General features: G+C 63.6%; 23 protein-coding genes. 12 read left to right on the top strand and 11 right to left on the bottom strand.

What is annotated here, in order from left to right:
• Positions 1-76 precede the first annotated feature (76 nt).
• Positions 77-1093 (top strand): NADP-dependent oxidoreductase, encoded by a 1017-nt coding sequence (locus AC3A43_RS04540; protein ID WP_487791340.1) that lies wholly within the window; start codon positions 77-79, stop codon positions 1091-1093.
• Positions 1094-1106: 13 nt separating this feature from the next.
• On the opposite strand, the gene AC3A43_RS04535 is transcribed toward AC3A43_RS04540, so the two are convergent.
• The gene (locus tag AC3A43_RS04535) at positions 1107-2564 is read right to left on the bottom strand and encodes a DEAD/DEAH box helicase (RefSeq protein ID WP_487791339.1); all 1458 of its coding nucleotides are present in this window, start codon (positions 2562-2564) and stop codon (positions 1107-1109) included.
• A 114-nt stretch (positions 2565-2678) separates the two neighbouring features.
• Positions 2679-3146: a hypothetical protein gene (locus AC3A43_RS04530; protein WP_487791338.1), complete on the bottom strand. Its 468-nt coding sequence runs from the start codon at positions 3144-3146 to the stop codon at positions 2679-2681.
• 246 nt (positions 3147-3392) lie between these two features.
• Here AC3A43_RS04530 and AC3A43_RS04525 point away from each other — a divergent pair, with 246 nt between their 5' ends.
• A complete protein-coding gene (locus AC3A43_RS04525; protein ID WP_487791337.1) occupies positions 3393-4817 on the top strand; it encodes an FAD-binding oxidoreductase in 1425 nt (474 codons plus the stop codon).
• Positions 4818-4933: 116 nt separating this feature from the next.
• Entirely contained in the window at positions 4934-5713 is a 780-nt protein-coding gene (locus AC3A43_RS04520; protein WP_487791336.1) for a SapC family protein, read from the top strand.
• A gap of 111 nt (positions 5714-5824) precedes the next feature.
• On the opposite strand, the gene AC3A43_RS04515 is transcribed toward AC3A43_RS04520, so the two are convergent.
• On the bottom strand, positions 5825-6088 hold the full coding sequence (locus tag AC3A43_RS04515) for a DUF1674 domain-containing protein (protein ID WP_487791335.1): 264 nt from the start codon (positions 6086-6088) through the stop codon (positions 5825-5827).
• Between AC3A43_RS04515 and AC3A43_RS04510 the strand changes: the two genes are divergently transcribed.
• Positions 6087-7382, top strand: coding sequence for an RsmB/NOP family class I SAM-dependent RNA methyltransferase (locus AC3A43_RS04510; RefSeq protein ID WP_487791334.1), 1296 nt, complete (start codon positions 6087-6089; stop codon positions 7380-7382). The genes AC3A43_RS04515 and AC3A43_RS04510 overlap by 2 nt on opposite strands.
• Here the strand turns inward: AC3A43_RS04510 and AC3A43_RS04505 are convergent.
• From AC3A43_RS04505 to AC3A43_RS04495, 3 genes are read right to left on the bottom strand one after another with little or no spacing between them, the layout of a single operon-like run.
• Entirely contained in the window at positions 7374-9155 is a 1782-nt protein-coding gene (locus tag AC3A43_RS04505) for a TRAFs-binding domain-containing protein (RefSeq protein ID WP_487791333.1), read from the bottom strand. The two genes, AC3A43_RS04510 and AC3A43_RS04505, sit on opposite strands and share 9 nt — an antisense overlap.
• A complete protein-coding gene (locus AC3A43_RS04500; protein WP_487791332.1) occupies positions 9152-10330 on the bottom strand; it encodes a TIR domain-containing protein in 1179 nt (392 codons plus the stop codon). Before AC3A43_RS04500 ends, AC3A43_RS04505 begins: the two co-directional genes overlap by 4 nt.
• Before the next feature lie 54 nt (positions 10331-10384).
• On the bottom strand, positions 10385-12121 hold the full coding sequence (locus AC3A43_RS04495; RefSeq protein ID WP_487791331.1) for a DUF885 domain-containing protein: 1737 nt from the start codon (positions 12119-12121) through the stop codon (positions 10385-10387).
• Between the two features lie 127 nt (positions 12122-12248).
• Here AC3A43_RS04495 and AC3A43_RS04490 point away from each other — a divergent pair, with 127 nt between their 5' ends.
• The 4 genes from AC3A43_RS04490 (at position 12249) to AC3A43_RS04475 (ending at position 16440) form a co-directional block, all read left to right on the top strand.
• Positions 12249-13562 carry an MFS transporter gene (locus AC3A43_RS04490; RefSeq protein WP_487791330.1) on the top strand — a complete coding sequence of 438 codons (1314 nt, stop codon included), beginning with the start codon at positions 12249-12251 and terminating at the stop codon, positions 13560-13562.
• A gap of 128 nt (positions 13563-13690) precedes the next feature.
• Entirely contained in the window at positions 13691-14359 is a 669-nt protein-coding gene (locus tag AC3A43_RS04485; RefSeq protein ID WP_487791329.1) for an RBBP9/YdeN family alpha/beta hydrolase, read from the top strand.
• Positions 14356-15276, top strand: a complete 921-nt coding sequence (gene cysK / locus AC3A43_RS04480; protein ID WP_487791328.1) for a cysteine synthase A — start codon at positions 14356-14358, stop codon at positions 15274-15276. Before AC3A43_RS04485 ends, cysK begins: the two co-directional genes overlap by 4 nt.
• A gap of 9 nt (positions 15277-15285) precedes the next feature.
• Positions 15286-16440 (top strand): cell wall hydrolase, encoded by a 1155-nt coding sequence (locus AC3A43_RS04475; protein WP_487791327.1) that lies wholly within the window; start codon positions 15286-15288, stop codon positions 16438-16440.
• Positions 16441-16671: 231 nt separating this feature from the next.
• Here AC3A43_RS04475 and AC3A43_RS04470 read toward each other — a convergent pair whose 3' ends face one another.
• The 5 genes from AC3A43_RS04470 to AC3A43_RS04450 all read right to left on the bottom strand — a co-directional run bounded on the left by AC3A43_RS04470 (position 16672) and on the right by AC3A43_RS04450 (position 22426).
• The gene (locus AC3A43_RS04470) at positions 16672-17811 is read right to left on the bottom strand and encodes a zinc-binding dehydrogenase (protein WP_487791326.1); all 1140 of its coding nucleotides are present in this window, start codon (positions 17809-17811) and stop codon (positions 16672-16674) included.
• Between the two features lie 78 nt (positions 17812-17889).
• Positions 17890-18633: a 3'(2'),5'-bisphosphate nucleotidase CysQ gene (locus AC3A43_RS04465; RefSeq protein WP_487791325.1), complete on the bottom strand. Its 744-nt coding sequence runs from the start codon at positions 18631-18633 to the stop codon at positions 17890-17892.
• 1 nt (position 18634) lies between these two features.
• Complete coding sequence (gene cysN / locus AC3A43_RS04460; RefSeq protein ID WP_487791324.1) at positions 18635-20536, bottom strand: sulfate adenylyltransferase subunit CysN; 1902 nt, start codon at positions 20534-20536, stop codon at positions 18635-18637.
• Positions 20536-21441, bottom strand: coding sequence for a sulfate adenylyltransferase subunit CysD (gene cysD / locus AC3A43_RS04455; protein ID WP_487791323.1), 906 nt, complete (start codon positions 21439-21441; stop codon positions 20536-20538). Before cysD ends, cysN begins: the two co-directional genes overlap by 1 nt.
• 82 nt (positions 21442-21523) lie before the next feature.
• Positions 21524-22426 carry a LysR family transcriptional regulator gene (locus AC3A43_RS04450; RefSeq protein ID WP_487791322.1) on the bottom strand — a complete coding sequence of 301 codons (903 nt, stop codon included), beginning with the start codon at positions 22424-22426 and terminating at the stop codon, positions 21524-21526.
• A 102-nt stretch (positions 22427-22528) separates the two neighbouring features.
• On the opposite strand from AC3A43_RS04450, the gene AC3A43_RS04445 reads away from it, so the two are divergent.
• The 4 genes from AC3A43_RS04445 to AC3A43_RS04430 are packed head-to-tail and all read left to right on the top strand — an operon-like array spanning position 22529 to position 24745.
• Positions 22529-23698 carry an isovaleryl-CoA dehydrogenase gene (locus tag AC3A43_RS04445; protein ID WP_487791321.1) on the top strand — a complete coding sequence of 390 codons (1170 nt, stop codon included), beginning with the start codon at positions 22529-22531 and terminating at the stop codon, positions 23696-23698.
• A complete protein-coding gene (locus AC3A43_RS04440; protein ID WP_487791320.1) occupies positions 23695-24045 on the top strand; it encodes a hypothetical protein in 351 nt (116 codons plus the stop codon). The genes AC3A43_RS04445 and AC3A43_RS04440 overlap by 4 nt, the downstream gene beginning before the upstream one ends.
• A 2-nt stretch (positions 24046-24047) precedes the next feature.
• Positions 24048-24461 carry a VOC family protein gene (locus AC3A43_RS04435; protein WP_487791319.1) on the top strand — a complete coding sequence of 138 codons (414 nt, stop codon included), beginning with the start codon at positions 24048-24050 and terminating at the stop codon, positions 24459-24461.
• On the top strand, positions 24458-24745 hold the full coding sequence (locus AC3A43_RS04430) for a hypothetical protein (protein WP_487791318.1): 288 nt from the start codon (positions 24458-24460) through the stop codon (positions 24743-24745). Before AC3A43_RS04435 ends, AC3A43_RS04430 begins: the two co-directional genes overlap by 4 nt.
• Positions 24746-24764 lie beyond the last annotated feature (19 nt).

Raw genomic sequence — 24764 nt, 5'->3', positions numbered from 1 at the left:
TTAACGACGCTGATTGGCAGTGGCAACGGCTTTGAGGGGACGGCCACGGTCTGAAATAGAGGAATGGGGGATTCCGATGGCCAAGGCATGGCATTTGACCAGTCGTCCGCAGGGGCTGCCGACGATGGATAATTTCGCTCTGCGCGAGGTACCCGACGGCCCGCTGGACAAGGACCAGCTCCGCGTCCGCAACCTTTGGCTGTCGGTCGATCCGTACATGCGCGGACGGATGAACGACGCCAAAAGCTATTCCGCCAGTTTCCAGATCGACCAGCCGATGACCGGCGGCGCAATCGGCGAGGTACTCGAAAGCAACATTGAGGGTTTCGCTACCGGCGACCTGATCCTGCACATGGGCGGCTGGCGCGACGGCGGCGTTATCGGTCTCGACATGATGCCGAACAAACTGCCTGCCGAGGCGCTGGCTGCGGGTCTTACCCCGCAAACCTTCCTGCATAATATGGGCCTGACCGGCGGGACGGCGTGGATCGGTCTGCTCCGCGTCGCCGCGGCCAAGCCCGGTGACACGGTGTTTGTTTCGGCGGCGGCCGGCGCCGTAGGCTCTGCGGTCGTTCAAATCGCTAAGGCGCGTGAAATGACCGTTATCGGCTCGGCGGGCGGCGCGGAAAAATGCGCGTGGGCCGGCGAACTCGGTGCCGATGCGGTGATCGATTATAAAGCCGGGCGGGTGCTGCCACAGCTTGCCACCGCGCTCGAACGCCTCGGCAAGCCCGGCATCGATGTCTATTTCGACAATGTCGGCGGCGAACATCTCGACGCGGCTTTCGCGACGGCCAACGACTTCGCGCGTTTCGCGATCTGCGGGATGATCGACGTCTATAACGATGCAAAGCCGCAGGAGATGAAATATCTCATCCGGGCCATTCCGGCGCGGATCCGCATGGAAGGCTTTATCTACACCGACCAGTTCATCGAGTGCATGGAGGAATTCTATGCCGACATGGGCGGCCTGATCGCCAGCGGCGCGGTGACGATCCGCGAAACGGTGCATGACGGGCTGGCGTCGGCGCCCGACGCCTTCCTCGGCCTGTTCTCCGGCGGCAATATGGGAAAGATGCTGGTCAGGCTCTGACCAGCATCGGCCGTCAATCCGGCGTCAGGGTGTCGAAGCCGACCGACAGAAAGCCCGGCATCGGACCGTTCCAGCCATCGTCCGGACCGTCCTGATCGTCGTGCCGGGCATGCGCCGGCTTGCGATCGCTGCGTGGCTTCCGTTCTTCGCGCGGCTTTTCATCGCGTGGCTTTTCTTCGCGCGGCTTCTGCTCTTCGCGCGGTTTCGCGGCTTGCGCTTCTTCGGCAGCCGCCGGGCGCGGCCCCTTCTCCGCCTTTGCAGCACCTCTGCCGCGACCGCCGCGGGCCGAACGTCCGCTGCGCGGTGCGGCGGCTTCTTCCTCATCGCGATCGGGCTTGGCGACTTCGGCCGTCGGCGCGGCGCCGCCATGGACCGGAATCTTGTAGCCGGTCAGTTTCTGGATGTTATCGATCGCCTCGTCGTCCGACGGCGTCACCAGCGTGAAAGCGCGGCCCTGTGCGCCGGCGCGACCGGTGCGCCCGATGCGGTGAACATAATCGTCCGGGTGCCAGGGCGCGTCGAAATTGAACACATGGCTGACGCCTTTGACATCGAGTCCGCGCGCCGCGACGTCGGACGCCACCAGGATATTGATCGTGCCGGCCTTGAACCGGTCAAGCTCGGCGGTGCGGCTCGACTGGTCCATATCGCCCTGGATCTCGCCCGCCTTGTAACCATAGCGCTGAAGCGACTTTGCCAGCTCGCGCACAGTTGTCTTACGGTTGCAGAAGATGATGGCGGTGTGAATATCTTCAGCCTCGATCAGGCTGCGGATCGTATCGCGCTTGCTGCGTTCCGACGTCTTGACGAGGAACTGCTCGATATTTTCGTTCCGGCTCGCCGGGCGCGCGACTTCGATCGTCTTGGGGTTCGACAGAAACTTGTCGGCCAAACGCTTGATCGGCGCCGGCATCGTCGCCGAGAAAAGCAACGTCTGCCGAGTCGCGGGAAGCTTGGTACAGATATTCTCGATATCGGGGATGAAACCCATGTCGAGCATCCGGTCGGCCTCGTCGATCACAAGCAGGTTGCAACCGGTCAGCAGGATCTTGCCGCGTTCGAACAGATCCATCAGGCGGCCCGGGGTCGCGATGAGCACGTCAACACCGCGTTCCAACGCCTTGACCTGATCACCCATCTGGACGCCGCCGATCAGCAACGCCATCGACAGCTTGTGATATTTTCCGTATTTTTCAAAGTTTTCTGCGACTTGCGCCGCGAGCTCGCGCGTCGGCGCGAGGATCAGCGAGCGCGGCATCAGCGCGCGGGCGCGGCCATGAGCCAGAATGTCGATCATCGGCAACACGAAGGAAGCGGTCTTGCCGGTGCCCGTCTGGGCGATGCCGATGATGTCGCGCATCATCAGCACCGACGGGATGACGCCCGCCTGAATGGGGGTTGCTTCGCTGTAGCCCGACTCGTCGATGGCACGCAAAAGTTCGTCGGAAAGGCCGATGTCGGCAAATTTCATAGGTTTATCATGTCCGGAAAAGAGTTGGCGTCCAGCCTCCCACGCAGGCGGACGTTGCCGCGGCCCTTGGGCAAATGGCGAGGAAAAGTCAAGGAAAGGCCGCGACAAACGCGATTAATCATCGTCGCGAACTGGAACCATCAGCTTGAATTTGTCGATCTCGCACTTGGCGCCGGTTCGAGCATGAATCTGGTCGCGATCCTCGCAAAGCCGTCCGTCCTTGCTGCCTTGCATGTAAAAGCCGGCGTAGAAATCAAGCGCGCGACACCCGCGATTAAGCTGGGCGCGAAGGCGCTGCTTCTGCCGCGTGATAATATCGATGCTGTCGCGCTGGACCGCCTGCATCCCCAGTATGTTGCGCATCGCTACGCATTTCGGCGCTTTTTTCTCTTTCCACACGATCGGCAATTCGGTCGCGCGCTTCGAAGCCGAAGGACCCGCGGCGAAGTTGTTGAGCTGCGATCGCTGCGCAGGCACGCGAATGATCAGCTGCTGTTCGATGACCACCTGCCAAAAGGATGTGGCCTGCTCGGGCGTCGGCGCAGATATCGCCACCAGTGGCTCTGGAGCCGCCGCCGGCACCGCGGCGTCTGCCGCAGGAGCAGCGGCCACGAACCACAGGAATGCCGCCGTCAGCACAACCGCGCTGCCGCTCCTTCGGCGTCCTGACAAAAGATTCCGTTCACCTGTGGCTCCCACGCCTATGCCCGCTGGACGAAAAGAGACTATTCGTCCATCGCCTCGTTTAACGAGGATGATTGAACATCAAATGAACTGCTGTCACCCCCTGCTCATGCCCGAAGCAGGAATTTTCTGGAGTGGAACGGCATGACACGCCCGCCATCAGCATCATTGCTCGCCGCTCTTGAAGAGCAGCTTGGCCCGAAAGGGTATAGCGCCGACGCGGATACGATGGCGCCCTGGCTTACCGACTGGCGCGGCAAATACCATGGCCGGGCGGCCGCAATGCTTTCACCCGCCACCACCGAAGAGGTCGCCGCTATCGTCCGCCTGTGCGCCGAGGCGGACGTCGCTCTGGTCCCGCAAGGCGGTAACAGCGGTATGGTCGGCGGCGCCACACCCGACGCCAGCGGCGACCAGATCCTGCTCAGCTTGCGCCGCATGAACCGGACACGCCGGATCGACAAAACATCGCAACTCGCCGTCGTCGAGGCCGGCGTGATCCTGGAGACCTTTCATAACGAGACGCTCGCCAACGGGCTGCGCTTTCCGCTGACGCTGGGGGGCAAGGGCTCGGCCACGATCGGCGGACTCGTGTCGACCAATGCCGGGGGCACGCAAGTGCTGCGGCACGGGACGATGCGGACGCTGGTCGCCGGTATCGAGGCCGTCCTGCCCGACGGCAGCATCTTCGACGGGCTTGCTCCGCTGAAAAAGGACAATCGCGGCTATGACCTGCGGCACCTGTTCTGCGGCGCCGAGGGCACATTGGGCATCGTCACAGCCGCGTGCCTTCATCTGGTTCCGGCAGCAGCCGCGCGGCGCACGGCGTGGATCGGCATCGATTCTCCTGAAAATGCGCTGATGCTGCTTCGCCGTCTCGACGTCGCGATCGGGCGGGAGCTTGAGGGGTTCGAGCTGATTCCGCATAGCTGCCTCGACGCGGTGTTGCGCCATATTCCCCAGACGCGTGCGCCGCTGGCGGCGACGCACCCTTGGTATGTGCTGATGGAGCTGGCCGGGGAAAGCGATCGCGCCTTGGAAGAGGCGTTGGAGCAGCACCTTGCAGCGGCGCTCGATGACGGTTTGATCCGCGATGTAGCCCTCGCCAAAAACGACCGTGAGAGCGAGGATTTCTGGCGGTTGCGCGATTCCATTTCCGAAGCCGAACGCGCCGAGGGGCCCGCGCTGCAGCATGATGTCAGCGTACCCGTCGACTTGATGCCGGCTTTCATCGCCGAGAACCCGCACCGGCTGGAGCGCGCCTTTCCAGGCGCACGCGCGCTGTCGTTCGGACATCTCGGCGACGGCAATGTCCACCACCATGTCCAGCCGCCGCCCGGCATTGATGGAGCCGCATGGATCGCCACGCACGGCGCCGCGGTCAGCCGGCTGGTCTACACGCACGTCCTCGAACTCGGGGGCTCGATTTCGGCCGAACATGGCATCGGACAGATGAAACGCGACATATTGGCCGAACTCGACAGCCCGGCGCGGTTGACCGCGTTGCGCGGGATCAAGGCCGGGCTCGATCCGGCGGGGCTGTTCAATCCCGGCAAGCTGATCGCCTGACGCTTCGCCCGGCCCCGCCTGCCGCATGCCATCGCCCCCTTGCGCCGCGCGGCGCGGGTCAATAAGGCGCTTTATCCTTTTTCGTCCCGTTCCTGGGATCCTGCCGGAGTTCAAACATGGCCACTGCGCCCGCACCTGCCAATCTGCCCCTGTTCTACAAGGACCTGACGCCGCTTTCGAGCGTCGAGCACGCCGATTTCCACGCGCGTCCTCTCGACAGCGCCGAGTTTCTGGTTGGCCAGCACGCGATCCCGCTGACGTCGGACGAATTTGTTTCGGCCTGCCGTTTCTTCCCGATCGTCTTTTCGGCGGGCGAGAATCCTGTTCCGCTCGCGCTCATGGGCCTCAATGAAGGCATCAACACCTTCGTCGACGATGAAGGCAAGCTGATCAATCCGGTCTACGTCCCCGCCTACATCCGCCGCTACCCCTTCCTTCTCGCACGGCTTCAGCCCGATTCGGAAGACCTGTCGCTGTGCTTCGACCCGACGTCGGGCGCGATCGGCAAGTTTGAAGAGGGCGACGCGCTGTTCGTCGGTGACCAGCCGTCCGAACAGGTTCAGGCCGTCCTCGAATTCTGCAAGAATTTCGAGGAAGCGGGTCAGCGTACCGGCATGTTCATGGACGAGCTGAAGAAGGCCGATCTGCTGATGGACGGCGAAGTTGCCATCCAGCAGGAAGGCAATGACAAGCCCTTCATCTATCGCGGCTTCCAGATGGTCGACGAAAACAAGCTGCGCGAACTGCGCGGCGACGTCCTGCGCAAGCTGATGCAGAACGGCATCCTCGGCCTGATCTTTGCCCACCTCTTCTCGCTGCAGCTGATGCGCGAAGTGTTCGCCGAACAGGTCAAGAGCGGCAAGATGCCGCTGACCCCCGAACTGCCCACCGTCTAAGCTTGCTAAGCTTGAATATGGCCGCCCTGCATCGAGCGGGGCGGCCATTTGAATTTGGCCTAAACGGCCTCTATACGGCCGAACGAAGGCCGAGCCTCTTCGCTGCCGCGATCAGAAATCGACCGCAATCCCTTTCAGCTCCCAATCGCCATAGCGCACGGGGTTGCGCCCGCCGGGCTGGTCCTCGGCCTTGTCTTCGTGGATCGTGGCCGGCGCGGGAAGCGCATCGTTCGTCCAGCCGACAGGCGCCTTCACATGCGTGGGGCGCTTTACAGCGCGCGGCGTTCCGCCGATGGTCATATTCTGGCTGTCGGTCGTCATCCCGCCCATATAGGATCTTTCATGCGTCACGCCAACTCCGCCTGCCCCCGTCATGGCTGATCGCCGCCCACGCCGGCGATCGCCGGGCGAAGCCGATCCACCGGGTACGGCGACGCGCCGCGCGGCGCTGCGGCTTCTCGATGCGGTCCTGCGCCGCGGCGATCCGCTGGACGTCGCAATGCACGCCGCAACCCAGGGCCTGACGGGGCCCGATCGCGCCTTTGCCGTCGCGATCGTGTCCGAAGCGCTGCGCTGGATGGTCGACCTCGATGCGCTGATCGACGGCGCAACGACGCAGATACTCCCCGACGACGTCAAATCGCGGGCGGTGCTGCGGATTGCGCTGGCGCAGCTGCTCGTGTTGAAAAGCCCCGCGCATGCGGTCGTATCGACCGCCCTGCCGCTCGTCGATGGCGGCCCGCGTCGGCTGGTCCACGCTATTTTGTCGCGCGCGCAGCAGGACGAATGGCAGCTCCCCGACCGCGCCACCCTCCCCCTGCCCACCGCCGAGCGATGGGCCGAACAATGGAGCCTGGCGATGGTCGAAGCCGCCGAAGCGGCCTGGAGCGCACCGCCGCCGATCGATCTCAGCTTTGCCGCCGAACCGGGCGCCGAGGAGTGGCCCGACGCTATTTCGCTGGCGCCGCGCCACCGCCGCCTGCAACGCGGTCAGGCCGTCGAGGCGATGCCGGGCTTCAGCGAAGGCGGCTGGTGGGTGCAGGATCTGGCCGCGAGCCTGCCTGCGCGTCTACTGGGTGCAGGCGAGGGCCGGACGGTGCTGGACCTTTGCGCCGCACCCGGCGGCAAGACGATGCAGCTCGCAGCGGCGGGATGGGATGTCGTTGCGGTCGATTCCAGCGCGAAGCGGCTCGAACGGCTGCGCGCCAATATGGAACGCACCGGCCTGTCGGCCGATATCGTCCAGGGCGACATCCGGTCATGGGCACCCACGGATCAGGCCGACGCCGTGCTGCTTGACGCCCCCTGCTCGGCCACCGGCATCTTCCGCCGCCACCCCGACGTGCTCCACCGCATCGAACCCCGCCAGATTGTGGAAATGGCGGTGCTGCAGACCGAATTGCTCGCACGCGCGGCACAATGGGTCAAACCGGGCGGGACGCTGATGTACGCGACCTGTTCGCTCGAGCAGGCGGAGGGAGAAGACCAGATATCGACCTTCCTCGACGACCATGCCGGCTGGGCCATCGATCCCATCGGCGCGGAAGAACTTCCCGACGCGATCGTTGCCGACGACAAGGGCCTCATCCGTACATTGCCCGACATGCTTGCCGATGCGGGTGGGCTCGATGGCTTTTTCGTCGCGCGGTTGCGCGCGCCGTCAGGCTGAAGCGCGCGACAGCCGATAGAGTGCAAGCTCGCCATAATCCTTCGCGAGCTGCACTTTGCCGACATAGTCGCAATCGAAATCGCGCGCATTGCCCAGCGCGAGCATCGCTGCGAGCGGCTGGGTGCAATAAACCTGGCCGACCAGGGTGACCGGCTCGATCCGCGCAGTGCGTGTCACTTCGGTGCCATACCAGAGCTCGTTTCCCACCACCGGATCGATACCGCGATAGATCGGCCCGAAATGGATGCCGGTGCGCATACCCGCCTTGTGCCCGTCAAGCCCGAGCGCGGCTGGCAGGATATGGAGCCGTTGCTGCATCGCGAGCGCAATCCGCGCCGCCGTCGCGGGTTGATCGATAATCGCGTAAACCGCATCGCCCCACGTATTGCGGAACAGCACGGCGTCTCCAAAATCGTCGAGGATGCCGCCGATCCCGCCCATCACTTCGCTGGCAAAGATCGGCAATTCGGCCTCCCCCAGTTTCGAAAACCCCGCAAAATCGGCAAATAATATCGCATAGAGGCCGCGCCTTGTGCCCTCGGGCGGCTTGGGTGCCGGTGGGAATTCGAGATTGCGGTCGAGGCCGTCGACGGGGATCGTCACCGTATCGCCGCCATGCTGCTGCCACAGCGCGATATCGGCGTTGGTGCCAGCGATCGCAGCGGACGGACGCGCCACCGCATCGGGGTCCACCACCGCGAGCTGGATGGCCGTTGTTTCCAACTCGTGCGCCCGCAGCTTGGCGAGGCCCATCATCGTGTGCGAGCCCAGGACGAACTGGCAATCGTCGCTGACATAGCGCGAACTGCTGGCGAAATGGACCATCGCCGCCCGGTTGCGGCAATCGATGTAGCGCGCCAGCCAGGCGTCGCCGCCCGACGCAACCGACTGGGCGATGAAATCATCCTCGGCAAAGGGCAGCACGACGGTCAGATCGATCTCGCGCGCCAGCGCCTCTTCGGCGAACAGGATGTCGGCGCCGCAAGCGAGCGGGCCGATCAGCGCCGACAGCGGCTGCGCGTCGAGCGCGGCCGCGATGGCAGCACGGGCATTGTCCTCGCCTGCTCCGCCAGCCCGGAACATGCGGCCGCAATAGACACCGACTGGCGGTGGACGGAGCAGATCGACAATGGCCGCCGCGTGCTCCGCGTCGACCGCGCCGCTCGCCCCAAGGCGCGACAATTGGCGGCAGGTCGAGGCATGATCCCCGGCCCGCGTCGCTGAGTCGGCTTGGCGCGCTTCGGCATGGCGCAGCGCCTCCTCCCCGCGGCCCAACAGCAACAGCGCCTCGATCAGCGTTGCCTGATCCCAATAATTGTCGGCGGCCCCATTGGCCGCGATCGGCCCCGCCAATGCCGCGGCGCGCTCGCGCTCGTCCAGCAAGGCATAAAGGCTGGCGGCATTGATTGCGGGAAAAGACGCGCCCGACATTTGCCAGGCGTGGTCATATGCCGCAGCGGCTTGTCGCAGCAACGCTGTGCGGCGCTCGCCCTCATGGTCGAAAGCCGCGTCCTTCCAGATACGTCCGGCGAGCGCGAGGCTGTCGACGTCTTCAGACGCACCGAGGTCGAGCTGCTCGTAAAGACGCATCGCGCCAAGACTGTCACCCGATGCGGCGAGCGCACGCACCATCAGATAGCGCAGGTGCGGACTGTCGATGCCATCGCGCCGCGCGGCGGCGGCGCAATCGAATGCGCTCAGCGCATCGCCCTGCCCCAGCCGGTGCGCGACGTCGGCTTCGGAGGCCTTGGCGCGATCCGCCGACGCGGTCATTGCGCGTCGGTTTCAGCCGTTTTCAGCAGCGCGACGTTAGCTTTCTCGATGGCGGACAATTCGACAGTGTCGCTGGTAGGTCGATACCACGAGTATCTGCTGAAATATTCTTGCAGGCCCGGGTCCTTGAAGCGGAGGCCCTTTCGCGCGAAGATCTCGTTCCGGGCCAGTCGTACCTGTTGCGGGGTCAGTCCGGCAACATCGGCATGCGTCAGGGCCCGTGTCGATGAATCGGCGATGACCGCGGCATTTGTGATCACCCAGACCCTGCCCTCGGGCGCCGGCGCGCCGCCCTCGACCAGCCGGATATATTTGCGGAACATGAATCCCGTCGTGCCGTCGGCCTTGCGGACGCGCCACCATGGACCGGGCTGTTTATACGTCAGGAATGTCTCGCCCTCGAGCACTTTGCCGACAATCGCCGCCTGCGTGCTCGCGCCCGAGCGAATGTTGGTAAAGCCGTCGGGATCGTCAATCATGGCGGCGAGCGTGAAAGCTTCAGCGGGAGCGGCCTCTGTTGCTCCGGACGCCTCCCCGGTCCCCCGCTCGGCGGGAGCGACGGCTGCGGCTGGCGTTGCCGGCGAGGGATCCGCTGCCGGTTGAAGCAGTTTCCATGCGAGCAAGGCGATCGCGATGACAGCGAGACCGACGAGCGCCCAAGCGAGCGTCAAAGCGGTGGACGATGACTTTTGCGGCGGCGGGTTGCCCTGTGCATCGCTTACAGGCGGTGGCGCCGCCGTTTCGAGCGCAGGCGCCTGCATCGGCGGCGAAGCTGCGACAGCTTCCCGCCCACAAAGCTCCTCCAGGCTCATCAATACCTTGCGCCAGGCGCTGTGACCCGGATCGCCGTTCCAGTCGCGAAGGTCGGCGACTTGGATCTGGTTGAACGGCAGCGGCGGCATCACATCGTCGATCGCCGTCTGCACCAGCTTTTTCTGATTGCGCGCGACATCGGCCTCGGCGCGCACCCATTCGGACTGCGCCGAGGCTTGCGACCAGACGACGATCGCCGCCTTGGCGTTGCCGATCTTTTCGGTGATCACATCGCCGTAAGACCGGTGCGGCGGCAGTTCGGCGTCCCACCAGACCTCGTAGCCTGCGGCGGTGACGGCTGCCGCGATATCGGCAACGCGTGCCTTGTTGTCGCGCGAGTAGGAAATGAAAACGTCGACCATCGGCTAGCCCCCTGTTTTTAAGAGGCTAGCCGTCCGCCGTTCGATTTGCCAGCCTCAGAAAACCGCCTTTGGCGTATCTTCCTTCATCATCGCCGCGCGCACCATCGGGATCGGCGGGCCGCCATAGGACAGGAATTCGTCGTGGAATGCTTTCCACTTGGTCTTGTCGCCCGCCCCCCCGTTTTTGGCTGTCCAGTCCTCGCGCAGCTTGCGGATCATCAGCTTGCCCATCGTATAGTTGAGATAGGCGGGATCATATGTGCCGCGCGCCGCCTGTTGCCGGGCATTGCCTTCGTCCTGATAGCATTGCTCCTTGAACAGCTTCTCGCTGTCAGCGACCGTCATGCCCTTGGTGTGCAGGCCGATGGCAGACAAATAGCGGCAATCGCGCAGCAGCGCGTTCGACAACTGGCCGATGTGCGTCTCGGGATCGCCCTCGCCCAGCCCCGCATCCCACATCATTTCCTCGGTATAATGCGCCCAGCCCTCGGCGAACGCATAGCCGACGAACAGTTTGCCAAAGATGCTCTCGGCGCGGTTCGAGTGAAGGAAATTGAGGAAGTGGCCCGGCCAGACTTCGTGCACCGAGGTAAACATCAGATCCTTGCGCCCCGGCACGAAATCGGCCTGCGTCTGCTTGTCCCACGTCGGGTCGGGCGGCGAGATGTAATAGACCGACGGCAGGCCCTTCTCATACGGCCCGGGGATGTCGATATAGGCGCTGTTTTGTCGATTGTACGGCGGCGATTCCTCGACCTGCGCCTGTTCGGTGCCCGGAATCGTCACGATGTCCTTTTCGATCAGGAAGGCGCGCAGCGTCGGCAACTGGCGCCGCGCCTCCGCAACCGGACCGTCGGCGGGCTTGTCCGAATTCATCTTCTTCATGCAGTCGGCGATTGTCATGCCGGCAGCATAGGTCGCACAGGCCGCTTTCAGCGCGTCCTGGTTGCGCTTGAGATCGGCCTGACCGATGCGCTCCAACTCGTCGAGCGGCGTGTCGACACCCTCGTTGGTCAGGATCATCTTCGCGAATTTGTCGGAGCCGAGCGCATAGCCATCGGGCGTGCCGGGCTGCGACCCGACATATTTCGCCAGGTCGGTCATCGCCGCGCCGGCTTTCGCCGCCGCTTCGTCGAACTGCTTCTGCAGCGCCTCGTCCTTGACCGAAGCAAAGGCCGCCTTCGCGTCACCTCTGTAATAGTCGGCAAAACCGCCAAAACCGGCAGTGCCATATTTGACGAAGGTCGCCGGCAGCGGGAGCTTCAAATTCGCCTTGATCTGCGCCGCCGCCGCGGGGACCCTTTCGGCATAGGCGATAAACGCCTTCATCCGCGTCGTCGCGTCGGCGTAGGGTCGCGCGATATAGACGTTGGGGTCGAGCGCGCCCGTATAGAAAGACGGGTTTTTCTGCGCCATGTCGGTGTCGCGCAGGAAGAAGAGCTGGCCCTGCGCGACATGAACAAGATAGTCGCGCTCGAACTTTTCGGCAGCGGTCATGTCGCCGTCAAAGGCTTTCGCATCGGCGATCGCCTTTTCCAGATAGGCGGCCTGCTTCTCGATCCCCTCGGGCGACCAGTCGGGCAATTGGCCGTCAAATTCATGCTTGCCCTGATAGACCGCGAAATTCGGGTTGAGCGGGAAATAGCCTGCAAGAAACTGATCGCGGAATTCCGTCCAGTTCTTTGCGCTCGGCGCGGTCGCCGACTTGTTGTCCGACGCGTTGCAGCCGGCGAGAACCAGCAATGTCGCTGCCATCGTCGCGCCGCCAAAGCGGGCCAATTTGCTCTTCATTCGATAATCTCCCTGACTCCTGTGACGTGCTTGTGGCAGCGGCCCCGGCCAATGACACCCGATAATCGACGAACGGCAAAGCTATGCCATCTGGACAGCCGCGAAAAGCCGACTACGGCAAACTGCGATGGCGACGATCCCTCCCCCCGAAGGCGAAGAACCGGTGATGCCGGAGGCAACGCTCAAAGCCCCCTCTCCGCTCAGCTATCCCGACTTCCGGTATTTCTGGGTCGCGCGCTTCACCGCAGTGATGGCGACGATCGCGATGGTCGTTGTGATCGGCTACCAGCTCTATGACACCGCGCGCACCGACTATGGCATGTCGATCCGGGATGCATCGTTCCAGCTCGGCCTGCTCGGTCTGTTCCAGTTCGTTCCGCTCGCGATCCTCACACCCGTCGCCGGTTGGGCGGCCGACCGGTTCGAACGGCGCAGCGTTGCCATCTTCTCGAACCTCATCGATCTTCTCATCGCCGCGACGCTCGGCTGGTTCACCTGGACCGACGGGCTGACACTCAATCTGCTCTTCGGCCTCGCCGCGCTCCACGGCGTCGCGCGCGTCTTCTCCGGACCCGCGATGAGCGCGATAGCGCCCAACATCGTTCCGCCCGCGGTGCTGCCACGTGCGATTGCGATGAGCAGCATCGCCTGGCAATCGGCCTCGGTCATCGGTCCCGCCGCGGGCGGGCTCATTTACGCCGCGCATCCGGGCTCGGTTTACATCTTCTCCGCCATCCTCCTCGCCGTATCGGCCTTCACGCTGAGCCGTGTGCGGCCGGTCCTGCCGCCGCCAGCCGAGGTTCGCCGCCACCCATTGCGCGAGATGGTCGACGGGCTCCGGTTCGTGTGGGTCGAGCGTTTCCTGCTCGGCACGATCACGCTCGACCTGTTCGCCGTGTTGCTGGCAGGCGCGACCGCGATGTTCCCCGTATTCGCCCGCGACATATTGCACGCCGGTCCCGAAGGCGCGGGATTGATGCGCGCCGCCGTGGCCTTTGGATCGGTCGCCGTTGCGGTGGGCCTCGCCATTCGCCCGATCGAGCGCAATGTCGGGGTAAAAATGCTGTGGGCGGTTGCCGCATTCGGCGTCGGAACGGTCGTGTTTGGGCTCTCGACAAACCTGTTCCTGTCGCTCGGTGTTCTTGTGCTCATGGGCGCGGCCGACATGTTCTCGGTCTTTGTGCGCGGAACGCTGATCCAGCTCAATACGCCCGACCATATGCGAGGTCGCGTCAGCGCCGCATCGGGGCTCGCCATTTCGGCTTCGAACGAGCTTGGCGAGATGCGCGCGGGCGCTATGGCCGCCGCGCTCGGGCCCGTCAGCGCGGTGGTCGTGGGCGGCGCAGCAGCCGTCGGCGTGACCGCACTCTGGGCGTGGATTTTCCCCGAATTGCGGCGCGCGCGGACGTTCGAACCGCAATTCAAACAAACCGAAAAATAGCTGCCGAACCATTCGGCGCATCGCGCGCTCATTCCATCCAAAAACATATTGTCAATTTTTTTAGTTGAGTTATCTGTGTGTCACCCGTTACCGCGGTTCCCATCTCTCCCCACGACGGAGTGACCGCCATGCACAATTCGAATATCCATCACAAAATCCTCACCATACCAGGCCTCAACAACAGCGGCCCGACTCACTGGCAGAGCCTTTGGGAGCGTAGCTTTTCCCGTTGCGAACGCGTCGAACTCGGCAGCTGGGATGAACCGCAGAAGGACGAGTGGATCCATCGGATCGCCGAGGCGATCGATGCCGAGCACGAACCGGTGCTCGTCGCGGCGCACAGCCTTGGCTGCCACGCCTTTGCCCACTGGTTCGCCAGCGCCAGCAGCGTCGCACGGGATCGGATCGCCGGCGCCCTGCTCGTCGCGCCGCCCGACCTGACGCAGCTGCGCCGTGACAGCCAGATCGACAGCTTTACCGACTCGCCCGCACTGTCGTCGCAAACGCCGATGATCGTCGTCGCCAGCGATGACGATCCTTATGCCAAGACCGCCCATGTCTGGCGCCTGTCGCGGCACTGGGACGCGCGTTTCGTCAACGCCGGACCGTTCGGCCATATCAACGCGGACTCGGGCGTCGGAGACTGGCCTTATGGACAGTATCTGCTCGCGTCGTTACAACCTGCGCCGACGCCGGCACTGGCAGACGAGGCACGCTGGCTCCGCGCCGGCGACTGGCCAAATCGTGTCCGCCGCGACCCGCGATTCGAATTCAAAGAAAGAGCGCACCGATCATGAAAGCCAATTCGATCCTCGAAACCATCGGCAACACGCCGCATATTCGTGTCGCCAAGCTGTTCCCCGACGCCGAAGTCTGGGTGAAGTCGGAACGCAGCAATCCCGGTGGATCGATCAAGGATCGGATCGGCCTCGCGATGATCGAAGCCGCCGAAAAGGACGGCAACCTGAAACCCGGCGGCACGATCGTCGAGCCGACGTCGGGTAACACCGGCATCGGCCTCGCGATGGCCGCCGCGGTCAAGGGCTACAGGCTCGTCCTCGTCATGCCCGAAAGCATGTCGGTCGAACGCCGCCGGCTGATGCTGGCCTATGGCGCGACCTTTGACCTGACGCCGCGCGAAAAAGGCATGAAAGGCGCGATCGAGCGCGCCATCGAACTGGTCGAAACGACCACCGGCGCATGGATGCCGCAGCAATTCGAGAATGAAGCCAACATCGAGGTTCACGTCCGCACCACCGGTCCCGAAATCCTCGCCGACTTCAAGGACACGCCAATCGACGTGCTGATCACCGGCGTCGGCACGGGCGGCCACATCACCGGCACCGCGCAGTTCCTGAAACAGCATTGGCCCGACCTGAAGGTCTATGCCGTCGAACCCGAAGCCTCGCCGGTCATTTCGGGCGGCCAGCCGGCGCCGCACCCGATCCAGGGCATCGGCGCCGGTTTCATTCCGCGCAACCTGCACACCGACCTGCTCGACGGGGTGATCAAGGTCGACGCCGGCGCGGCGAAGGATTTCGCGCGCCGGGCTGCGACCGAGGAAGGCATGCTCGTCGGCATTTCTTCGGGCGCCACGCTCGCCGCCATCGCGCAGAAACTTGCCGAGCTTCCCGCCGGCAGCCGCGTACTTGGCTTCAACTACGACACCGGCGAACGTTATCTGTCGGTCCCCGATTTCCTCCCGGAGATCTGAGGACCACTCGTGCACCCAAACGACGATCAGACGGCGTTGCCCATAGGGCGCGACTGGACGGGCTGGCTGTTCGTGCTGCTGGCCGCGTTGGCGATGGGCGGCGTCCTCTACGCAAGCAGCATGGCGAACAGCGGACAGCATAGCGCCCACCTGCGTCCGGTCGCCCCCCCTGCTGACGTAGTTCCCGAGGTCGCGCCGATGGAACTCGCGCCCGTCACCGAGTCCGACGCTCGCGCACAAAATGCAGAGGTCGCTCTGATCACCAAAGGCTTCATCGCCGCGCGGCCCTTCGTCTACGCCGGCAGCGGCGATGCACGGCTCCGTGCCCGCGACTGCCTTGCCGCGGCGATGATCTATGAGGCCGGCGACGACGCAAAGGGACAGCAAGCCGTCGGACAGGTCATCATCAACCGCGCCCGGCACCCCGCCTTTCCGAAATCGATCTGCGGCGTAGTGTTCCAGGGATCCGAGCGCACGACAGGGTGCCAGTTCACCTTCACTTGCGACGGCGCCCTCAGTCGTCGCTATTCCGACGCGGCGTGGACGCGTGCGCGCAACAATGCCGATTTGATGCTGTCGGGCGCAACATATCCCCCGGTTGGCCTTGCCACGCATTATCACACCGATTGGGTCCGCCCCTATTGGAGCGACAGCCTCGAAAAAATCGCGATCGTCGATACGCACCTTTTCTTTCGCTGGCCGGGCTATTGGGGCACGCCGGGCGCCTTCCGCGGCGCGGTGTCGGGCAGCGATGGGCCGGTCGCCAAGATGGCGGCGCTGTCGCCGCTGCACGCGATCGCGCTGGGGCTGCCGGTCGATTTTGCCGCAGGGGTCGACGCCAATGCCGCGATCGGCGAAGCGCGCGTCGTGGTCGGCGCAGGTGAGGCCACGGGCCGTGACACCATCTATACCCAGCTCGACCGCCGCGCCGCGCCCGAAAGCTTCGTCACCACCGCGCTGCGACTGTGCGGCGACAAACCCTATTGCAAGTTCATGGGCTGGACCAACCCGGTGCTGAAGCCCGACAGCGATGCGATGAGCGATACCCAGCGCGCAGCTATGACCTTCTCCTACCTTCGCGACGACAAGGCAGGGTTCGAAAAAGCGTTGTGGAATTGCAGCGAATATAAGCGCGACGATGCGCGCCAGTGCATGAAACGCTGATTCAGAAAATGGCGGAATTCCGCCTAACTTCACTCTGAAATCGCATTTCGCGCGGCGATAGAGCCACACAGGCCCCGCACGCGCGCGCTCGAATTGTGGCTTTAAGCCCGCCCCCTGTCTCGGACCCCGGCTTTCGCCGGAGAACGAGACTGCAAAGGGACGATGTGACTGGCCGCGCTCCATTCATCAGTATGGAACATAACCCGACTTTGTAGGACAGGCTTTTCTCGATCAGCCGTGCGGCTTGATCAGATATTTCTCGCCCGTGCGCTTCGCGTTATACGCTTGGGCGGTGTCGATATTCAGCGCGTCGGCAAGCGAGACTTCGTGGCTGTAGTGGCTCTTGAAGGTCGTCGTCAGTTCGTCGACCACGCGCTTGCGCATCCGCCCGACGGTTTCCATGCCCGCCTTCGCCATGAAGGGGGTGAGCAGGAAGCCCGAGAGCGACCAGGTCAGCCCGAAGCTGCGGGCAGAGAAGGTCGTCGGCGACAGATCGAGCGCGCCATAGATATAGACCTGTTTGAAGGTATCCGAGCCATAGCGGCTGTATGTCGTCATCCGCTTGACCGCGGCGGCCTCCATCGCGGTGAGCACCTGCCCCGCCAGCTTGCCGCCACCGGTCGCGTCAAAGCCCAATGTCGCGCCGGTTTCGACAATCGCCTCGACCAGCCGCTCCATGAAATCGTCAGCGCTGCTGTTGACGACATATTTCGCGCCGATGTCCTTCAGGATTTCGACCTGCGCATCGCTGCGCACGATATTGACGAGCGGAATGCCGTCCTTCGCGCAAATCTTGACGAGCATCTGGCCGAGGTTTGAGGCGGCGGCGGTGTGGACGATCGCGCTATGCCCCTCGGCCTTCATCACTTCGGTGAAGGCGAGGCTGGTGAGCGGGTTGACGAAACAGGATGCGCCGTCGGCGGGATCGGTGCCGTCGGGAAGAGCCATCACCATCTGGACGGGCAGGCAGCGATATTCGGCGTACATTTCGCCGCCGAGCAACGCGACAGTCTTGCCGAGCAGCGCCTGCGCTTCGGGCGAATCGCCCGCCGCAACAACAGTGCCGCAGCCTTCGTTGCCGATCGCGAGGGCGTCGCCGATACGGCCGCCCATCGCGCGCATCCCGGCGGGCGGAACGTCGGCGGTGATCAGCGGCAGGCCATCCCTGGTCGAAGCGCGCGCGGTCGACATGTCGGCGCCACCGAACAACAGACCAAGGTCGGACGGATTGATCGGCGCCGCGAGCACTTTCACCAGCACTTCGTGCGGTTTCGGCGTCGGCATCGGGCGGCGTTCGAGCGACACTTCGAGCTGCCCTTCGGGCTTCACAAGCGTCAGCATGGTGAGATTGGTTTCAGGCAAATCGGTCATCGCGCGTCTCCCGTCGCTTTTGGGTTTCTTGATGCAACGGATTAAGGCGCGGGTGAGCCGCTGGCAATGGCCTGTCGGTCAGGCAGGCGAATATTGTGCGGCGAACCGAAGCACCTCTTCGGCCAGTTCCTTCCGGCAGATCAGCAAATCGGGAAGGTAGGTATCGGGATTATTGTACCGGATCGGTGATCCATCGACGCGACTTACATGGAGGCCCGCCGCCTGCGCCACCGCAACGGGGGCACAATTGTCCCACTCATACTGGCCTCCGGTGTGGAGATAGATATCGGCCTCGCCGCGCACGACCGCCATGGCTTTCGCGCCCGCCGAGCCCATCGGGAGCAATTCCGCCCCTATTTGTTCGGCGACATATACGGCTTCAGCCGCGGGCCGGGTGCGGCTGACGAGCATCCGAAGCGGCTGGTTTGCAGGCTGCAGCGCCAGGGGCGAAGCGGAGGTCAGCGTGACGCCGCGCCCCGGTAGCGCGACCGCGCCGATCGTCGCGATGCCGTCGATCGCCAGTGCGACATGGACGGCCCAATCGTCCCTGCCCTCGCCATATTCGCGAGTGCCATCGAGCGGATCGACGATCCACACGCGGCTCTGCCCGCAACGCGCGCGATTATCCTTTTCCTCTTCGGACAACAGGGCATCATCGGGCCGCGCGGCGCGGATTTCACGGCATAGCAACGCGTTGGCCGCCTCGTCGCCCGCCTGCCCCAGCGCCCTGCCTTCAAGACCATTCTGCCCGCGCAGGTCGAGCAGGATAACGCCCGCGGCGTTCGCGAGCCTTTCGGCGAGTTGAGCGTCACTCTCAGCCATATTATCCCAGCAGGCGATCGATGATGAGGTCCGCCGCTTCTTCGGGCGTCATTGCGGTCGTGTCGATACGAATTTCGGGGTCCTCGGGCGCCTCATAGGGGCTGTCGATGCCGGTGAAATTCTTGAGCTGGCCCGCGCGCGCCTTTTTGTAGAGCCCCTTGACGTCGCGGCGCTCAGCCTCCGCAAGCGGTGTATCGATGAAGACTTCGATGAATTCGCCTTCGGGCAGCATCGAACGCACCATGTCGCGCTCGACGCGAAACGGCGAGATGAAGGCGGTGATGACGATCAACCCGGCGTCGGTCATCAGCTTTGCCACTTCACCGACGCGGCGGATATTCTCGATCCGGTCGGCCTCGGTGAAGCCGAGGTCGCGGTTGAGCCCGTGACGGATATTGTCGCCGTCGAGCAGGAAGCTGTGCCGGTTCATCCGGTGCAGCCGTTTTTCGACTAGATTGGCGATCGTCGACTTGCCCGACCCCGACAGGCCGGTGAACCAAAGCAAAGCGGGCTTCTGGTTCTTTAGGTCCGCGCGCGCCTCGCGGCTGACGTCGGTTGCCTGCCAATGGACATTCTGCGCGCGGCGAAGGCTGAAGTGCAGCATGCCCGCAGCGACGGTCGCATTGGTCAGCTTGTCGATCAGGATGAAGCCGCCGAGCGTGCGGTTGTCGCCATAGGCTTCGAACACGATCGGCTTGTCGGTGCTGAGTTCTACAACGCCGATTCCGTTGAGTTCGAGCGTCTTCGCCGCAAGATGATCGAGCGTGTTGACGTTGATTTCGTACTTCGGCTGCTGGATCGTGGCCGAGACGCTCTGTGTCGCAAGCTTGAGCCAATAGGCGCGGCCCGCGATCATCGCCTCGTCGGCCATCCACACCAAAGTCGCCTCGAACTGGTCGGCGGCCTCTGGCGGGGCGTCGGCGGCAGCGATCACATCGCCGCGCGAACAGTCGACTTCGTCGGCAAGCGTCAGCGTGACCGACTGGCCCGCAGCCGCCTCTTCGAGGTCGCCATCGAGGGTGACGATGCGATCGATCGTCGTCGTTTTACCGCTGGGCAGGATGCGGACTGCGTCGCCGGGCTTGACAGTTCCGCCCGCGATCTGGCCCGAGAAACCCCGGAAATCGAGGTTCGGGCGGTTGACCCATTGCACCGGCAGGCGGAACGCTTTTGCCTCGTCGGCGGCGGCAGCGATCTCGACATTTTCGAGATGCTCGATCAGCGCCGGCCCTTTGAACCATGGGGTGTTGTCGGAGAGCGCGGTAATGTTGTCACCCTTGAATCCCGATATCGGGATCGCGGTGAAATTGGTGATCCCGATCTCGCTAGCGAACGCGCGGTAGCTCAACAGAATGCGTTCGAATACGGTCTTGTCGTAACCGACGAGATCCATCTTGTTCACCGCGAGCACGATATGTTTGATGCCGATCAGGTGCGCGAGGAAGCTGTGCCGCCGCGTCTGCGTCAGCACGCCCTTGCGTGCGTCGATCAGGATGACGGCAAGGTCGGCGGTCGAGGCGCCGGTGACCATGTTACGCGTATATTGCTCGTGCCCTGGAGTATCGGCGACGATGAACTTGCGCTTTTCTGTCGTGAAAAAGCGGTACGCGACGTCGATCGTGATCCCCTGCTCGCGCTCGGCGGCGAGGCCGTCGACGAGCAGTGCGAAGTCGATCTCCTGCCCCTGTGTGCCAACGCGCTTGCTGTCGGCTTCGAGCGCGGCGAGCTGGTCCTCGAAGATCATCTTCGAGTCATAGAGCAGACGGCCGATCAGCGTTGACTTGCCGTCATCGACCGAGCCGCAGGTGATGAAGCGCAGCAGCGACTTCTGCTGATGCTGTTCGAGATAGGCGTCGATGTCCTCGGCGATCAGCGCGTCGGTAACGTAAACAGGATCGGTCATCAGAAATACCCCTCCTGCTTTTTCTTCTCCATCGATGCGTCGCCGCCATCCTTGTCGATGATGCGGCCCTGCCGTTCGCTGGTCGTTGTGAGGAGCATTTCCTGAATGACTTCGGAGAGCGTCCTGGCCTCGCTCTCGACCGCACCGGTGAGCGGGTAGCAGCCGAGGGTGCGGAAACGCACCGAACGCTCGACGGGCACCTCGCCGGGGAGCAGCGGAAAGCGATCGTCGTCGACCATCAGCAGCAGACCGTCGCGCTCGACCGTCGGGCGGGGCGCCGCGAAATAGAGCGGCACAATCGGGATATTTTCGCGCGCAATATACTGCCAGATGTCGAGTTCGGTCCAGTTCGAGATCGGGAAGACGCGGATGCTTTCGCCCTTTGCTTTGCGGGCATTGTAGAGATTCCAGAGTTCCGGGCGCTGCTTTTTCGGATCCCATCCGTGCGTTGCGGTGCGGAAGGAAAAGATGCGCTCCTTGGCGCGGCTTTTCTCTTCATCGCGGCGCGCGCCACCGAAAGCGACGTCGAAGCCGTGGAGGTCGAGCGCCTGCTTCAACCCCTCGGTCTTCCACATGTCGGTATGCAAGGGGCCGTGGTCGAACGGGTTGATCCCGCGCTCCTTCGCTTCGGGGTTCTGATAGACGAGCAATTCCATTCCGCTCTCGCGCGCCATGCGGTCGCGCAGCTCGTACATCGCCTGGAATTTCCAAGTCGTATCGACATGGAGCAGCGGGAACGGCGGTGGCGAGGGATAGAAGGCCTTGCGCGCGAGATGGAGCATCACGGCGCTGTCCTTACCCACGCTGTAGAGCATCACGGGCTTGGTGGCGTCGGCCATCACTTCGCGCATGATATGGATGCTCTCGGCCTCGAGCCGGTCGAGATGGGTCAGCGTATCGGTCATGCCCCGCCCTTGCCTCCCCAGTTTGGGGCGATCAAGCTGTATGGGCTTTTGGCGTTGCAAGCCAGACTTGTGAGGCGCCGGGTCATGCAGCGGCGTCGACCTTCATCTGCCGCCAGTCGGCCGCGATCGCACCGATCGTTTCGAGCGCATGCGCCAGCCGCGGTTCGACCTCGGGCAAGCATCTCCACGCCGGGTCGGTAATCAGGCCAAGCTCGCGTCGAAAATCATAGCCTGCGACCTTCAGCGGAACGATCCCTTCGATCGCCAGCGAGACGGGCGCCGTGGTGATGCCGATCCCCGCCGCAACCATGCGCAGGCAGCGCTCGTCACTTTCGCTGCGCAGCGCGAAACGCGGGCGGACGCCATGGCGGGTGAAGAAGCGGCTTGTTGCGTCAAGGAACTCGCACGATCGGCGCGCGATCATCGTTTCAGCAGCAAGTTCCTCAGGGCCGACTTCGATGCGTCCGGCGAGGGGATGATCGGAGGCGATGAACATCGCGAGCGGCTCTTCATAAAGGGGCATCACATGAGTCCCGCGCTCGCCCGACCGGAGCGGGACGAGCGCCATGTTGATGCGACCGCTGCCGAGCGCGGCGCGCAGTTCGGAGTCGGTGTTTTCGATGAGTTCGATGGCAAAGCTCGGGCGCAGCGCGGCGGCGATCGCTTGCAGCAGTTCAGCAGGGGCCGAGCGGATAATGCCGAGTTTAAGCTCGGTTGCTTGCACGTCGCCCTCGCGGCCAAAGCCGTCGGCGGCGCGAAAGCCGCGCTCAAGATCACGTGCAATAGGCAGGAAGCGCCCGCCCGCTTGGGTCAGTCGAATCTGCCGGCGATTGCGGATAAAGAGCGGTGTGCCGACCAGTTTTTCGAGTTCGGCTATGCCGGTCGAAAGCGCCGGCTGGGTGACGCGAATACGCAGCGCCGCCTGTGTAAAACTGCCGGCGTCGACGACGGCAAGGAATTGGCGAATGTGCGCGCGCTTAATCATAAGTTTTCTTTATGCTAAATGTCGCTTCGTTTCAATTTCCATATGCCGGAGATTTGATGCAGTATCGCGGCTTGTCCTGCCCCTTTGATCGATAGGTAACCCATGCGCGCCACCCCCGATTTCGATTTCGCGCTCGGCGAAACCGCCGACATGATCCGCGACACGACCGCCCGTTTCGCGGACGAACAGATTGCCCCGCTTGCTGCGAAGGCCGACGCCGAAGACTGGTTTCCGCGCGACGAACTATGGACGCAGATGGGTGACCTCGGGTTGCACGGCATCACCGTCGAGGAAGAGTTTGGCGGACTAGGGCTCGGCTATCTCGAGCATGTCATCGCCGTCGAGGAAGTCTCGCGCGCATCGGGCGCGATCGGCCTTTCCTACGGCGCGCACTCGAACCTCTGCGTCAACCAGATCCGTCGTTGGGGCAACGCCGAACAGAAGGCGAAATATCTGCCGAAGCTGATCAGCGGCGAGCATGTCGGCAGCCTCGCGATGTCCGAAGCCGGTGCCGGCAGCGACGTCGTGTCGATGAAGCTGAAGGCCGAGCGCAAGGGCAGCGGCTACCTGCTCAACGGCACCAAATTCTGGATCACCAACGCGACGCACGCCGACACGCTGGTCGTCTATGCCAAGACGAGTCCCGAAGCCGGATCGCGTGGCATCACCGCCTTCCTGATCGAAAAGGACATGCCGGGGTTCAGCATCGGGCAAAAGATCGACAAGGTCGGTATGCGCGGCTCGCCGACGGCGGAGCTGGTGTTCACCGACTGCGAGGTTTCTGAAGAGCAAGTCATGGGCCCCGAAAATGGCGGCGTGGGCGTGCTGATGTCGGGACTCGATTATGAGCGCGTCGTGCTCGCGGGGCTTCAGCTCGGGATCATGCAAGCGTGCCTCGACACGGTCATTCCCTATGTCCGCGATCGTAGGCAGTTCGGCAAACCGATCGGGTCGTTTCAGTTGATGCAGGCCAAGGTCGCCGACATGTATGTTATGCTCCAGTCGGCGCGCTCTTATGTCTATAACGTCGCCAAAGCTTGCGATGCCGGCCAGACGACGCGCTTCGACGCCGCGGGGTGCATCCTGCTCGCGAGCGAGAATGCGGTGAAGGTCGCGGGCGAAGCGATCCAGGCATTGGGCGGCGCGGGCTACACCAAGGACTGGCCGGTCGAGCGTTACTGGCGCGATGCCAAGCTGCTCGACATCGGCGCGGGGACGAACGAAATCCGCCGCATGCTGATCGGCCGCGAGCTGATCGGCGCCGGCGCGTGATCTGGCTCTGGCTGTCGGCCGCCTTCATGGCGGCGACGGCCATCGTTCATGGCCTATTGGGTGAACGGCGCTTGATCGGCCCGCTGATGACGCTCGATCAGGGCGTCATGGGAGTCGATCTGGCGCGCAAGATATTTCGCCTGGCGTGGCATGCGCTGTCCCTTCTGATGCTTGTGTCAGCAGCATCGGTGGTCTGGCCGGGCACGCCGCGGGACCTTGTCCTGTTGATCGGAACGGCCTGGACGGCGACCGGGCTGTTCGATGCAATCTACACGCGCGGGCGCCACATCGGATGGCCGTTCCTGACCGCGTCGGGCATCTTCGCACTGATCGGCGCGTTGACCTGAGAATGCGCGGACTGGTCCATCATATCGACCTGACGGTCACCGACAAGGAACGGTCGCGCCTCTTCTATGACGCCGTGCTCGGTTTTCTAGGTTATCGGCGCTCGGCCGATTATGATCATGGCAGCGACTGGGATCGCTCGGGCGAGCCCTTTCATTCGATCGGTATCGTCGAAGCACGCGGCGCGGGGGCGGAGCGCACCCACGACCGCACTTCGCCCGGGTTGCATCATCTCGCATGGACCGCGGAGAGCCGCGAGGATGTCGATCGCCTCCACGAGCTTTTGATCCGGACCGGCGCGACGATCTTCGACGCGCCCGCCGATTATCCGCGCTATGGCCCGACCTATTATGCCGTCTTCTTTGCCGATCCCGACGGGCTGAAACTCGAATTCGTTTTCGGGGCGACCGGACAGTGAGCGACACGCTGCTCACCATCCTGCAATATTATGGCGCGGGGGCCGCGACGCTCGCCGCGCTCGTCGTGTCGCTGAACCTCGGCCGGCGCTGGACCGGCTGGGCGTTTGTCGTGTTTGTGACGAGCAGCGCCGCGCTGATCGGATGGGGCTTCCTGCAACCCGACAGCGAAGGCATCGGGTGGCAGAATATCGCCTTGCTGATCATCAACGCGATCGGCGTCTATCGCTACCTGATCCTGAAGGAAAAGCCCGGCGAACAGCCCGGCAAGGGCGAGGCCGGTTGATGCCCCGCCCTTGCATCAC

It is taken from the genome of Sphingopyxis sp. Soil_C_28 (assembly GCF_057657055.1).
This window is presented reverse-complemented; position numbering and strand designations above follow the sequence as displayed.